General features: G+C 63.6%; 11 protein-coding genes. 8 read left to right on the top strand and 3 right to left on the bottom strand.

What is annotated here, in order from left to right; genetic code table 11:
- Nucleotide 1: 1 nt before the first annotated feature.
- Genes K8W59_RS19570 through K8W59_RS19560 form a run of 3 tightly spaced genes read right to left on the bottom strand, consistent with a single transcriptional unit; the run spans nt 2 to nt 1,867 of the window.
- Nucleotides 2-367, bottom strand: a complete 366-nt coding sequence (locus tag K8W59_RS19570; protein ID WP_223396653.1) for a DUF6527 family protein — start codon at nt 365-367, stop codon at nt 2-4.
- Nucleotides 368-393: 26 nt separating this feature from the next.
- Nucleotides 394-1,623 (bottom strand): ThiF family adenylyltransferase, encoded by a 1,230-nt coding sequence (locus tag K8W59_RS19565; RefSeq protein ID WP_223396652.1) that lies wholly within the window; start codon nt 1,621-1,623, stop codon nt 394-396.
- The gene (locus K8W59_RS19560; protein ID WP_223396651.1) at nt 1,598-1,867 is read right to left on the bottom strand and encodes a multiubiquitin domain-containing protein; all 270 of its coding nucleotides are present in this window, start codon (nt 1,865-1,867) and stop codon (nt 1,598-1,600) included. The genes K8W59_RS19565 and K8W59_RS19560 overlap by 26 nt, the downstream gene beginning before the upstream one ends.
- A 198-nt stretch (nt 1,868-2,065) precedes the next feature.
- On the opposite strand from K8W59_RS19560, the gene K8W59_RS19555 reads away from it, so the two are divergent.
- The 8 genes from K8W59_RS19555 (at nt 2,066) to K8W59_RS19520 (ending at nt 13,818) form a co-directional block, all read left to right on the top strand.
- A complete protein-coding gene (locus K8W59_RS19555) occupies nt 2,066-2,365 on the top strand; it encodes a type II toxin-antitoxin system RelE/ParE family toxin (protein ID WP_223396650.1) in 300 nt (99 codons plus the stop codon).
- A gap of 16 nt (nt 2,366-2,381) precedes the next feature.
- Nucleotides 2,382-3,488, top strand: a complete 1,107-nt coding sequence (locus tag K8W59_RS19550) for a HigA family addiction module antitoxin (RefSeq protein WP_223396649.1) — start codon at nt 2,382-2,384, stop codon at nt 3,486-3,488.
- A 194-nt stretch (nt 3,489-3,682) separates the two neighbouring features.
- The gene (locus tag K8W59_RS19545) at nt 3,683-4,930 is read left to right on the top strand and encodes an MBL fold metallo-hydrolase (RefSeq protein WP_223396648.1); all 1,248 of its coding nucleotides are present in this window, start codon (nt 3,683-3,685) and stop codon (nt 4,928-4,930) included.
- Nucleotides 4,931-5,220: 290 nt separating this feature from the next.
- Nucleotides 5,221-6,105 (top strand): DUF4062 domain-containing protein, encoded by an 885-nt coding sequence (locus tag K8W59_RS19540; protein ID WP_223396647.1) that lies wholly within the window; start codon nt 5,221-5,223, stop codon nt 6,103-6,105.
- 163 nt (nt 6,106-6,268) lie between these two features.
- A complete protein-coding gene (locus K8W59_RS19535; RefSeq protein WP_223396646.1) occupies nt 6,269-8,716 on the top strand; it encodes a type I restriction-modification system subunit M in 2,448 nt (815 codons plus the stop codon).
- Between the two features lie 20 nt (nt 8,717-8,736).
- Entirely contained in the window at nt 8,737-9,948 is a 1,212-nt protein-coding gene (locus K8W59_RS19530) for a restriction endonuclease subunit S (protein WP_223396645.1), read from the top strand.
- A complete protein-coding gene (locus tag K8W59_RS19525; RefSeq protein ID WP_223396644.1) occupies nt 9,945-13,049 on the top strand; it encodes a type I restriction endonuclease subunit R in 3,105 nt (1,034 codons plus the stop codon). Before K8W59_RS19530 ends, K8W59_RS19525 begins: the two co-directional genes overlap by 4 nt.
- Nucleotides 13,036-13,818, top strand: a complete 783-nt coding sequence (locus K8W59_RS19520; RefSeq protein ID WP_223396643.1) for a M48 family metallopeptidase — start codon at nt 13,036-13,038, stop codon at nt 13,816-13,818. The genes K8W59_RS19525 and K8W59_RS19520 overlap by 14 nt, the downstream gene beginning before the upstream one ends.
- Nucleotides 13,819-13,957: the final 139 nt, after the last annotated feature.

The raw sequence follows: 13,957 nt of genomic DNA, 5'->3' as shown, positions 1-13,957 counted from the left end.
TTCAGTGCTTCCTTAGCACTGCCGCCTTGACGCGAGACCACCATCCGGTGCGGGCCGGGACGGTGTGGACTGAGGTTCCAACCTGGTGATCACGGGCGATGGCCGCGCGGGTCTCCTCTTCGCCGATGGACGGCAGCCACTGGATCTTGTTGGCGTTGACCAGGTAGTGCGACCGGCATTGGGCCTGACCGTTGCCGATGGACGGTCGCAGAGTGACGGCGCCGTTGAAGCTGAGGGTCCACCCGCCGCGCGAGAGAGGGGTGACCGTCTTCGTGGCGCAGCCGCATGCGCAGAGATGGACCGCGGTCGCGTACTCCATCGAGATGTAGAGGTGGCCGTCCTCGAGGTCACGGGGCACGTACGTCACGAACGTCGGCTCGAGCCTGTGCACCTTCATGCGACGCCGTTGCTGGACTCGTCCGGCGCCTCGGCACGCTGGTGCTTGTTGAGGATCTCGTTGGTGTCGATCCGATACGAGCTGTGCAGCTCACACTCACTGTCGGCGTAGAAGCCCAGCCACTTCTTGAAGCGGACGACGGCCATGACGGCGGCGAACATGTTGAGCTCGGCCACCTGGAGGTTCGTGTCGTACTCAGCAGCGTCACCAGCCACCACGGAGATGAGGCCACCGGCGAGGACGTGCTCGCTGGCATTCGGCAGACCGGTGGTGACTCGGACTTGGCCGGCGATGCCGGTGGGGTCGTCGCTGACGCCGACGCCGGTGTCGACGAATGCGATGCCATTGTCGACAAGCGTCCTGATGATGACCTGCTTGTCCGGGCCAGAGTCCATGGCCAGGAAGACGAAGTCGGCATCAAGCAGCTCCGCGACGTTCGTGTCGGTGACGTTGACCGGGTGCGGGTGGATCTGGCGACGCATGGCGGAGTAGGACATGGCGTAGTAGTCGACCTTCTTCATCCGCGCGTTGAGCGCCTCCAAGGTCGCGGCACCCGGCGCACGGAAGGCGTTGTGAGTGCTGAAGACGTCGCCGTCGTACAGATGGATGTTGCGGATCGGTGTCTTGGCAACGAGGTCGAGGATGTAGGCGCCCGTGCCGCCGAGCCCGACGATCACGATCTTTGCAAGCTCGAGCCGCTCGCTGCGCGCGGTGATGCCGGCCCGGCTGGAGAAGGTGTCGAGGTAGACGAAGACACCGTCGTCCTCGTCCGTCGAGAACGGCTTCCCTTGCAATGGTGTGGCGTCGGGGTCGATTGCTTGCGCCGGCCCGATCAGGATCGCCGTGTAGGTGGTGACCTTCTCGTAGAAGTCGACGTACCCGTCGGGCCGCGGCTTCTGGGAGAACCCGACCGACGGGGTCAACTCAGGTCCCGCGGTCCAGCCGTAGGTCAGCCCTGTGTTGGCGAACCCAGGTGAGATCTCGCCGCCGTCCTTGGCGCACGGGGCCGAGCCGACAAACGCCATCACGTGGTTGCTCGGCTTCACGGTCTGCTCGCCGGCGAGATCCAGTGGGCAGAGGAAGGAACCCCACTGAACCGTCTGAGTCGCGTCGAGGTAGGGGATGTCGTCGATGACGAGATACCCGTTGACGATGCGGACCGTGTAGCCGTCGTCGACGAGGCGCTGGAGGTCGGCGCTGTTACGAACGAGTCGTGAGCCGGACATCGAAACTCGTCCCCTTCTTCTTGACCTTGACCGACTCGCCGGCCACGAGGGTGCCGCTGCCGCCGTGCGCGGCGATCGCGTTTTTGTACGCGACTGTGAAGATCGCTGCCGGGTCGTGGCCCGGGAACGCGAGAGCGCCCAGGGCCTCGTAGGTGACGACCTGGTCGTCGAGGTCGTACGGGGTGCCATTGATGACGACCTCGTAGGCCTTGTCGTGCTTGTCGTTCCCGTTGATGTCAGGCATGTCGACTCCTTGGTTCTCGATTTGATGGCCGGCGGCCGGCCACGTAGGTTGATAGTAGCATCATTGTCATCACCCTAGGGATGAAGACCTAAAGACGACTCGGCGTGTCGGGGCCTGTCGGACCAAAGTGGGACCATGGACCGCCTAGGATCCGACGCGTGCGGGTCTTCATCTCATGGGTGATGGAATGAGGTCACGTTGCGCGTCGAGTACCACGACGAAGTGCTACGCCGGCTCGCTGAGGAGCAGGCGTACGCACCCAAGGGGTGGGATCCAGGCGTCATCAAGTCGTATCGGAAAAAGGTCCAGCTCATCTCCGCGGCAGTGGATGAACGCGACCTGTACAACATGCGGGGTCTCCGGATGGAGAAGCTTAAGGGCGACCGTCTGGGCCAGACATCGATGCGTCTCAACGATCAGTTCCGTCTGATCTTGACCTTCAAGACCGAGGGCGACCGAGTGGCGGTCCTCCTCGAAGTGGTCGACTACCACAGATAGCAATAGAGAGATCGAGATGAACGCTGTACTAGCCGAGGCGTTCCCCGTGGGGGAGTTCCTCGCTGACGAGCTCGAGGCTCGTGGTTGGACTCAGGCCGAGTTCGCCACCATCCTCGACCGCCCGGCGCAGTTCGTCTCCGAGATCATCTCCGGCAAGAAGGAGATCACTCGCGAGTCCGCTGCGCAGATAGGCGCTGCCCTCGGGACCAGCGCCGAGATGTGGCTCAGCCTCCAGGACAAGTACTTCCTCTGGAAGCAGAACCAGGACACCAAGGCCCAGAGCGACCTGGACGACGTCCGTCGCCGAGCCCGCCTCAATGAGAAGGGTCCCATCGCCGTTCTCAAGAAGGCCGGCGTCCTCACCGGAAAGACCCTCGATGAACTCGAGAGCGAGGTGCTTCGGTTCTTCGAACTGAAGTCGCTTGACGAGGAGCCTCGTCTGGCGGCCGCTGCGAAACGGTCCAACCACGGCGAGTCGCTGTCGTCGCTTCAGACGTCGTGGCTCTACATGGTCCGCCACGCGGCACGAGAAACGCCCCTGAGCGGGACGTACTCGCTCAAGGCGCTCGAAGCGATCGGGGCCGCACTTCCGCGTGTCGCGAAGACACCCGAGGACTTCGCTGCTCTCCCTGAGATGCTCGCTGGAGTCGGCGTGCGGCTTGTATACGTGCCCGGGCTCCCCGGAGCGAAGATCGACGGCTGCGCGATGATCGTGGACAAGACTCGTGTCATCGGTTTGTCCGGACGGGGAAAGCGCCTGGACAAGGTCCTCTTCGCGCTCATTCACGAGATTGCGCACCACACGCACGGCCACGTGAAGGACGACTCGCCCATCGTCGAGACGATCGAGGTCGACGACGACCCCGATGACCAATCCAACGAAGCAACGCAAGAGCGTGAAGCCAACGAGACGGCCGCGCGGTGGGTGCTGCCCAAAGGTCTCCCGCGGCCACTTCCAGAACGTCTTAGCGGGCCTTGGGTCCTCGAGACCGCGGTAGCGGAAGGCATTGCTCCAATCACGCTGGTGGGCCACCTGCAGCATCTCAAGAAGCTCGATTGGCGCACGACTCTCGCGAAAGGCGCCCCGAACGTCGACAAAGTGCTTGAGAGTTGGTCCACGTAATTCCCTAGCGCTGACGCTCCTGGAGGTGCGGCATCGGAACGCTTATCAGTCCTGGCGGAGCTCGTCGCAATGGAGCGAACGCTTACGGTGGCGAGTCCCATCTATGGACAGCTGGCTCGACGTCGTGCTGTCGCGTTTGGGATATCTGCTGGAACGGGGGCCAACGTGAGCGGACCTTCGACGGGGAAGGGCCGGTGCGCGTCGCTGTGGACCTGGGAGAAGAGGGTGCGGAAGGGGGCAGCCACGCAGCTGGATTCGACCCGGACATCCTCGTGTTGACGCATTCTGACAGCGACCACGTCGGCGGATTCGAGGACTTTATTACAGCCCGACGCTCGAGACTGCGGGAGATTTGGGTTCCGTATGAATGGGGCCTGCTCGTGCAGGCACTTGCTGGCCTCGTCGGTGTGCTGCGAACTGGAACCGATGCGGAAACGGGCCCAGAGGACCTTCGAGACCTTGGTGCGTCAGTGATCCGCGAGCGCAAGTACCCGCCGGCAGTCGTCCTTGATTGGCCATGGCGAGAGGACGTCGATGCCCTTGCGGCCGATGTAGAGATGCAGATGCATGTCCTGGGTCTTGGACCGGCGTTCGAATCCGAACGACCCGACGATGACTGGGTGCAGAGCGCGATCCGCCAGGCGATCAACAAGGAGCGAGTTGACAATCCCGCGTGGCCCCCGCTCCCGCAGCCAGAGGAGGTTGCGGAAGTAGTTGCGGATCTAACGGCCAAGTCTCAGCAGCTGCTTTCGATCGTTGAGTCGACTCTCAAGGCCGGAATTCGGGTGCGGTTCTTCTCAACCGATGCGGTTGGGACGACACCGCCGTGGACGTCGGCAGGCCGTCCCGGGATGCTCACCCTCGTCAACGCGGTTGAGGTCTTCTTCGTTCGTTCGAAGCAGACTGACCCAGGGGCCAACCTCTACTTGGCAATGCGGCTCACGGCTCAGAACCGCCGGGCGTTGGCGCCGTTTCTTTGGGATGCCGGATGCGTCGACGTTCTTGATCGGATCCTTCAACTGGACACTGACTACTGGGACGAGCGCGATTTGCGCGCAGCGATCAAGCCGTGGGGCGTTCTCATCTGGAGCGACGGAGCGGGGGACTCTGCGCGGGTGACCGGAGGAGCCGGCATCCACTCGGACTTTGTGCCCTGGGAACACGTCGCTCTGATGACTGCTCCCCATCATGCGTCTGCGACGGAAGACCACAGGCGAATCTGGGAGGCACGGGAAGCCTTCTGTAAGCTCGCCGGTCGCCATATCCCAGTCCTATCGGCTGGTGGGAACATGCCACGGACGGCGGCCGCGTTCACAGACGCTGTACCGTCGGAGCTGCGCGCGTGCACACGTTGCCGTCACCTTAAGGAACGGCCGAGCAAGACCGTGGTGGCCGTCGTTGACGGGCCCGGAACTCACCTGACGCCTACCTGTCAGGCATAGGGCGCTGGCTCGGATCGACGCAGGTCGTCATCCGCGCTGCGCTCCTTCCGCAACTTTGCGTTGGTAGGTAGCAACCGCCGGTTTCGGCAAACTTGTACGCGTGCGGATCGTCAGTCGCTCCTTCCGCAACTTTGCGTTGGTAGGTAGCAACCGCCGGTTTCGGCAAACTTGTACGCGTGCGGATCGTCAGTCTTCGCTGCATCTCGACACTCGCTGTCAAGGTCAAGATCTACAGGGATGGTGGACTTAAGTGCGGTCAGTGTGGCTGTCGTAGAGGTAGGAGGTCACCAGTGCCGAGCGCGATGAGCGGGGTACTCGTCGTGATCGCGTCACCCGGCGATGCGGTGGAAGAACGGGCTGTCGTTCGCGACGAGATCAACGACTGGAACGTTCGCCGTGGCCGCCGGGAACGTGTGGCGCTGCTGCCGTGGCTCTGGGAACGCCACTCGGTTCCTAAGATCGGCGGGCGGCCGCAGGCCCTGATCAACGCTCAGGCCGTGGATCAAGCTGACGTGGTAGTCGCCTTCTTTGACAGTCGGCTTGGAACGGAGACCGGCGTCGATGTTTCCGGCACAGCGGAGGAGATCAACCGCGCGGTGAGTCTGGGCAAGCCAGTCCATGTGTACTTCTCGGAGGAAGAGCTTCCACGCGATGTCGACGCGGCCCAGCTGACCGCCCTGCGCGAGTTTCAGGAGGAGCTGGGACGCCGGGGCCTCCTGGGGAACTACTCCGACCCCGTCGACCTGGCTGGCCAGGTGGTGCGCGCCCTGGAGGCAGACCTCGAGGCTGAGGGGTGGGCTTCGCAAGCCGTCCTGCAGCCGCCGGCCCAGGCCGATGTCGCGGACCTTCGATGGAAGCACATCCATGAGGAAATCCCGTACACCGACAGCAAGGGGCGACCGAAGCGGAGGGCCACGAAGAACCAGTTGGAAGTTGAGAACGCTGGCAGCCTGGCTGCGGATGACCTGGTGTTTGAGCTTCAACCGGTTGGCGACACGATGTACCACTTCGATGGCCCGAACGAACCGGTCACGGTGCATCCAGGTTCTACGTTGACCTGGAGGCTGATTCCGATCCGGACGATGCAGGCCAGCGGTGACACGGTGCAGATCACGGCAAGGTGGAATGAGGCTGGCGAGTCGAAAGAGCACACACGGACGATCACGTTGCAGTAATTGGCAACGTCGACCATGCGTCCACTCCGCGATGCGGCAGCGGAACGTCAGCGCGGCCTCGCGTGGTCGCCCGAACTCGGAATTGCCCTCCGAAGGGGGCCTCCGCCGTGCCCCGCGCCGATAGAGTCGGAGACCCGGCCGATGGCACGACGAAGGATGTTGCGTGGCGCTCAAGAAGTCCGACCTCTACAACTCTTTGTGGAGCAGCGCTGACGAGCTCCGCGGCTCGATGGACGCGAGCCAGTACAAGGACTACGTCCTCACCCTGCTCTTCGTGAAGTACGTGTCGGACAAGGCCAAGGCCGAGCGCGACCCAATGACTCTGGTTCCGGACGACGCATCGTTCGACCACCTAGTCACTCTCAAGGGCAAGCCGGACGTCGGCGAGAAGGTCAACATCGCGATCCGCAAGCTCGCCGAGGCGAACGACCTCCAAGGTGTCATCAACAACGCCGACTTTGATGACCCGGCGAAACTTGGCTCGGGCAGAGAGCTCCAGGACAAGGTCTCGAACCTGATCGGCATCTTCCAGGACATGGACTTCACCGGCTCCAAGGCCGAGGGAGATGACCTTCTGGGTGACGCCTACGAGTACCTGATGCGACACTTTGCCACCCAGTCCGGCAAGAGCAAGGGCCAGTTCTACACGCCCGCCGAGGTGTCGCGGGTCTTGGCACAACTGCTCCAGATCCCGGCGGGTACGCCGAAGTCGGCGACGGTGTACGACCCGACCTGCGGCTCGGGCTCGTTGCTGATCAAGGTGGCCGACGCCGCGCCGAACGGGTTGAGCATCTACGGCCAGGAGAATGACAACGCAACCTGGGCCCTCGCCCGGATGAACATGATCCTGCACGGGTACGAGACTCACGACATCCGTCAGGGCAACACTCTCGCGGACCCGAAGTTCCGCGATGGCCAGAAGCTCGACACCTTCGACTACCTCGTCGCCAATCCACCGTTCTCGGTCAAGACCTGGACGAACGGTTTCGACCACACCTTCGGCCGCTTCGACGGGTTCGGCACGCCGCCGGAGAAGAACGGCGACTACGCGTTCCTGCTGCACATGGTGAAATCGCTGAGGTCGACGGGCAAGGGCGTCGTGGTCCTGCCGCATGGTGTGCTCTTCCGCGGTAACGCGGAGGCGACCATCCGCACCGAACTGATCAAGCGCGGGCTGATCAAGGCGATCATCGGGCTGCCCGCCAACCTCTTCTACGGCACCGGCATCCCCGCCTGCCTCATCGTGCTCGACAAGGAGAACGCCCAGGCCCGCACCGGCATCTTCATGATCGACGCGTCCAAGGGCTTCGAGAAGGACGGCCCCAAGAACCGGCTGCGCCCGCGCGACATGCACAAGATCGTCGATGCCTTCGTCAACCAGAAGGACATCGCCCGCTACTCGCGGATGGTGCCGCTGAGCGAGATCAGCGACCCGAGGAACGACTACAACCTCAACATCCCGCGCTACATCGACAGCTCCGAGCCCGAGGACATCCAGGACCTGCGCGCCCACCTGCAAGGCGGGATCCCAAACCGAGACCTCGATGCATTGCAGCCCTACTGGGATGCCTTCCCGAATCTGCGAGCGGACCTGTTCAAGCCGCTGCGCGAGGGCTACTCCGAGCTGGTGGTAGGCAAGGCCGACATCCAGCAGGCGATCATGAGCTCGAAGGAGTACGTCGCCTTCGCCCAGGACAATGCCGACACGGTCGCCGAGTGGTGGCGTGACCATCGCAAGAGGCTGGCGGACATCACCAGCACGACCCGCCCCGTCGACCTGATCGACGAGATCTCCGAGGCACTGCTGGAGGCGTTCCGATCGCGCCCGTTGATCGACGAGTACGGCGTCTACGAGCAGCTGATGAGCTATTGGAACGCCACCATGCACGACGACGTCACCATGATCGTGGGCGAAGGCTGGGAGGCTGCCGCGAAGCCGCGGCCGGCTCGAAGCTGGAAGGACAAGAAGAACAAGATCAAGTATGAGGACGCCCACCTGGTCTTCGGCACCGGCGCGAAGGCAAAGCGCTGGGTCATGGACCTGATCCCTCCGGAGTACGTGATCGCCCGGTTCTTCCCCGAGGAGAAGGCCCGCCTCGACGAGCTGATCGCTGGCCAGGAGGCCGCGAGTCAGGCGGTCGAGGAGTACGTCGAGGAGCACGCCGTCGAGGACGGCCTGCTCGCCGACGCCGTCGTCAACGACAAGGTCTCCAAGACCACCGCGGCCGCTCGACTCAAGGACGCCAAGCGCAAGGGCGCCGACGCGGAGGAGATCAAGGCGCTGCAGCACGTCATCAAACTCTTCGCGGCCGAGACCAAGGCCAAGAGCGCGGTCAAGGATGCGACCCTGAAGCTCCATGAGAAGGCGTTTGCTCAGTACAGCGAGCTGAGCGTCGACGAAATCCAGACCCTCGTTACCGACGACAAGTGGCGTGCCGCGATCGATGCGCGAGTCGCTGCTGAGGTCACGGGTCTCGGCCAGGCATTGATCGCTCGGCTTCGGGTGCTGGCTTGTAGGTACGAGTCGACAGTGAGCGAACTCGAAGCCGATATCGACGGGCTGAACGCCAAGCTTTTTAGGCACCTTGCTGCCATGGGAGTCGAGGAATGACGGCAGCGTGGGATGAGTCGATGATCGGCATCGAGTTCGAGGTTCAGCTCGGCAAGCGAGTTGATGCAGCCGTTGCACGTGGCGTGCCGAAGACCTGCATCAACAACCGCGGCGTGCGCTGGGGTCGCATCGACGTGGCTGAGGCGGCCACAGAACTCTTGTCGAAGGCGGACCTTCGTGACCTGCGTTTGCGTTACGGTGACGTGCTCGTATGCGAGGGAGGAGAGATCGGCCGGTCGAGCGTATGGCGTGACGAACTACCCGAGGCCTACTACCTCAACACACTTCACCGGCTACGGACCAAGGGCCGGTATCAACCGGACCTGATTGCGGCGTTCTTCGAGCGATGGGCCGCCACTGGTGAACTACAGGCGTTGGTGGGTAAATCCAGCCTCGCCCATCTCACGAAGGAGAACCTTCTCCGTGTCCCGTTGCCGATGCCCAGTCCCGAGGAGCAGAAGCGGATCGCTGAGGCTCTGAGGGCAGCGGATGAGTTGGTCCAGTCGCTTGAGCGGCTGATCGCGAAGAAGCGCGACCTCAAGCAGGGCATGATGCAGGAGCTCCTGACGGGTCGCACCCGCCTCCCCGGCTTCGAAGCGGACTGGCGAGACGTGCTGCTTGGCGACCACGTCACGTACCTCAAGACTGTCCCGCTTCCCCGAGAGCAGCTCGACCAGGTGTCGCCGCTCCGCTATCTCCATTACGGCGACATTCACACGAGGACGAGCGTTCGATTGGATGCAGCGGCTGAGCCGATGCCGAGGGCGGCTGGGCGGCTCGCTGTGAACGCCGGCCGCTTGGCCGCAGGTGATGTCGTCTTCGCTGATGCATCCGAGGATCCCGCCGGTGTCGGGAAGTCGGTGGAGGTCGCCAACGTGCCGCCGGAGGGGGTGGTACCTGGCCTGCACACCATCGCGGCCCGCTTCGACAAGCAGGTGCTCGCCGATGGGTTCAAGGCCTATCTGCAGTTCATCCCCGCGTTCCGCCAATCTCTACTCCGTCTGGCCGCAGGCACGAAGGTACTTGCGACGACACGGGCGTACGTCTCCAGCATCCGGTTGCGACTCCCGGACCCTGCTGAGCAGAGGGCGATCGCGGGGGTCCTTTTCGACATCGCTGGCGAGATCGCCGCACTTGAGCGTCGGCTTGAGTCCGCGCGAGCGGTGAAGATGGGCATGATGCAGGAGTTATTGACTGGTCGAACGCGTCTACCGGTGGAGGCTTCGGCGTGAGTGTGGGGGACAAGGAACGGGTGACGCAGAACCGTGTCGTAAAGCACTTCCGCGAGGGGCTCGGCTACGCGTACGGCGGGAGCCTGGATGACCAGGACAACCGCAACGTCGACGAGGGCGAGCTACGTCGCAACCTGCGCGAGCGCGGGGTCGGTGAAGAGCTGGTCAATCGAGCCGTCCAGCAACTGCTCACGGCCGCCTCGCTTGGCGCAGGGCAGTCGCTCTATGACGCCAACCGTCGCGTCTATGAGCTGCTGCGTTACGGGGTAAAGGTCAAGCGCGACGTAGGCGAAACCACGGAGACGGTCTGGCTGATCGACTGGGACCGTCCCGATGCAAACGACTTCGTCGTGGCCGAAGAGGTCACGATCAGGGGGCAGCACACGAAGCGTCCGGACGTGGTCCTCTACGTCAACGGGATCGCGCTCGCGGTGATCGAGCTGAAGCGTTCGTACATCGATCTCGCCCAGGGGATCCGGCAGAACATCGGCAATCAGCGCCACGACTTCGTGCGGCCGTTCTTCACCACGGTGCAGTTGCTCTTCGCCGGCAACGACGGCCAGGGCCTGAGGTACGGGGTGATCGAGACCCCGGAGAAGTACTGGCTGGAGTGGAAGGAGCCCGCCGACAGCCCTGTCGGCGCCGGCATTGAGCATCGGCTGGACCGCGCCCTGTCCCAGATGGCGTCCCAGGAGCGGCTCCTGGAGCTGATCCACGACTTCATCGTTTTCGATGCCGGTGTCAAGAAGACTTCCCGTCACAACCAGTACTTCGGGGTGAAAGCGGCCCAGGCGCGCGTGGTGAAGCGCGAGGGCGGCATCATCTGGCACACCCAAGGCTCGGGCAAGAGCCTAACGATGGTGTGGCTGGCGCAGTGGATCCGCGAGACCCAGACCGATGCCCGGGTGCTGGTGATCACCGACCGCACCGAGCTCGACGAGCAGATCGAAGATGGCTTCTCGGGCGTCGGGGAGAAGATCGTGCGAACCCAATCGGGTGCGGACATGCTGGGGAAGCTCAACCGGTCCACGCCGTCCCTGATGTGCTCGCTGGTCCACAAGTTTCGTGGCAGCGATGACGAGGCGCGCGATCAGGATGCCGAAGAGTTCGTCAAGGAGCTGAGGGCACGGGTCCCGGACGGGTTCAGCGCGAAGGGCAACCTCTTTGTCTTCGTCGACGAGGCCCACCGCACCCAGAGCGGCAAGATGCACCGCGTCATGAAGGAGCTGCTTCCGGGCGCGATGTTCATCGGCTTCACCGGCACACCGCTGCTCAAGACCGACAAGAAGACCAGCATCGAGACCTTCGGCTCCTTCATCCACACCTACAAGTTCGACGAGGCCGTCCGCGACGGCGTCGTACTCGACCTGAAGTACGAAGCGCGCAACGTCGACCAGGAGCTTCAAGGCGCCGCGGCCGTCGACAAGTGGTTCGACGCCAAGACGCGCAACCTCACCGACCTGTCGAAGGCGCGGCTGAAGAAGAAGTGGGGCACCATGCAGAAGGTCTTCTCCTCTGCGCCCCGCTCGGCCCAGATCGTCCAGGACATCCTCATGGACATGGAGCTGCAGCCCAGGCTGGTCAGCGGTCGAGGAAACGCCATTCTGGTGAGCGAAACCGTCTACCAGGCCTGCACGTTCTACGAGGCGTTCACCAAGCGCGGGTTCAAGGGCAAGGTCGCGATCGTCACCAGCTACAAGCCGAACCCGACGGCGATCTCCATGGAGGACGCCGGCGAGGGCGACACCGAGGAACTCCGCAAGTACGAAAGCTACCGGCAGATGCTGGCCGACCACTTCGGCGAGGACCCCGACAAGGCCATCACCCGGGTCGAGGAGTTCGAGACCGACGTCACGAAGCGGTTCATCAAGGAACCGGGCCAGATGAGGCTCCTGATCGTGGTCGACAAGCTTCTCACCGGCTTCGACGCTCCGAGCGCGACGTACCTCTACATCGACAAGAGCATGCGCGACCACGGCCTGTTCCAAGCGATCTGCCGTGTGAACCGGCTCGACGGCGACGACAAGACCTACGGATACATCGTCGACTACCGGGACCTGTTCAAGTCACTCGACAAGACCGTCACCGACTACACCTCCGAAGCCTTCGGTGAGTACGACAGTGACGACGTCGACGGTCTGATCAGCGACCGCAGCGAGCAGGAGCGCAAGGACCTCGACGACGCACTGGAGGCGGTCCGTGCGTTGTGCGAACCCGTGGCGCCGCCCAAGGAGACCGAGCAATACCTGCACTACTTCGTGGCCTCCACGCCCGGCGACACCGACCAGATCAAGGACAACGAACCCAAGCGCGTCCTGCTGTACAAAACCGTCGCCAGTCTCGTACGCACATTCGGTGCAGTGGCTAGCGATCCCGAAGGGTCCGGCTACCCCGCGACCGAAATCGCCGCGATCAAGACCGAGGTCGCCCACTACGTCGCCGCCAAGAGCGAGGTCGAGGTCGGTGCCGGCGAGAACATCGACATGAAGCAGTACGAAGCCGGGATGCGGCAGCTGCTCGACACCTACATCCACGCCAAACCCGTCGAACAGGTCGCCGACCTGGACAAGCCACTGGTCCAGCTCATCGTCGAACGCGGCGCAGATGCGATCGACGCGCTGCCACCGGGAATCAATGGCAACCCGGAGGCCGCCGCGGAGACGATCATCAACAACGTCCGCAAGACCATCGTGGACGAGCACGCCATGAACCCCCGCTACTACGACCACATGTCCGAACTCCTCGATGCACTCATCGAGAAGCAGAAGGAAGACGCCGCCGACTATGCCGACTATCTCCAGCAGCTCATCGACCTGACCAAGAAAGTCGGAACCGGCCAGTCGGACGAGTCCTACCCCGCGTGGGCCTCGACCCCGGCCCGGCGAGCACTGGTCGACTTCGCGTGGCCGCGGGGGGTGGAGATCGATGTCGAGCACCTCCACCAGGTCGTGCAGAACGTCAAGGAGCACGGTTGGTCGACCTCGCCGATCAAGCGGCGTGCCCTGGCGCGCGCCCTTCGCCCCGAGCTCCCAGTTGAGTTCGAATCTGCGAAGTTGGAAGAGCTCATCGACCTGCTTGGACAGCACCATGAGTACAGCTAACGCGTACCTCACGGTCGGCGACCTGGGCGTCGACGTCGTCTACAAGGACATCAAGAACCTCCACATCTCGGTCTATCCACCCGTCGGCCGAGTCCGAGTCGCCGCGCCGACGCGGACCGACGAGGACACCATCCGGCTCGCGATTGTGCAGCGCATGCCGTGGATCAAGCGCCAGCGCGAGCAACTCCAGAACGCGGACCGACAAACTGAGCGGCGGATGGTGTCGGGGGAGACCCACTATGTCTGGGGGCAGCGCTACCTCCTGGACGCCTCACGCACGAGCGGCAACCACCGCGTCGAGGCCAAGGGCTCGACGCTTTGGGTGACGGTGCCGGCGGGCGCTGATGCCGAGTCACGACGAGCGACCCTGGACAGGTGGTACCGCCGCGAGCTGAAGGCCGCCGTTCCTGCCCTACTGGAGAAGTGGCAGCCGATCATCGGCGTCACGGCTGACAAGATCGTCGTCAGACGGATGAAGACCAAGTGGGGCACCTGCATCACCCACGCGCGCACGATCTGGCTCAACCCCGAGCTCGCGAAGAAGAATCCCCGCTGCCTGGAGTACATCGTGGTGCACGAGCTCACGCATCTGCTGGAGCGCGGACACGGCGAACGCTTCGTGGCGCTGATGGATCAGTTCCTGCCGGACTGGCGAGCCCGCAGGGACGAACTGAACGACGCGCCGCTCGCGGACGAGGAATGGTCGTTGACGGCGCAGGCGCAGTGGGCTGCCGGAGTCACGGCTGGAATGACGCAGGGTAGGAGCTGAGGAGCCAGCGCTTGTGGGCCAACTCGGCATCGACGTCGCGGCGCTGACGGTAGTTGAGCTCGGCCGAGGAGCGTTTCCGTTCCAGCGACTGCAGGTCCGCTCGCAGTCGAGAGGCTGCGTGGCGGGCCCTCTGACGACA

It is taken from the genome of Nocardioides rotundus, assembly GCF_019931675.1.
GTDB classification, from domain to species: domain Bacteria; phylum Actinomycetota; class Actinomycetes; order Propionibacteriales; family Nocardioidaceae; genus Nocardioides; species Nocardioides rotundus.
The sequence above is the reverse complement of the archived record's forward strand: the minus strand, read 5'-3'. Positions and strand labels throughout refer to the sequence as shown.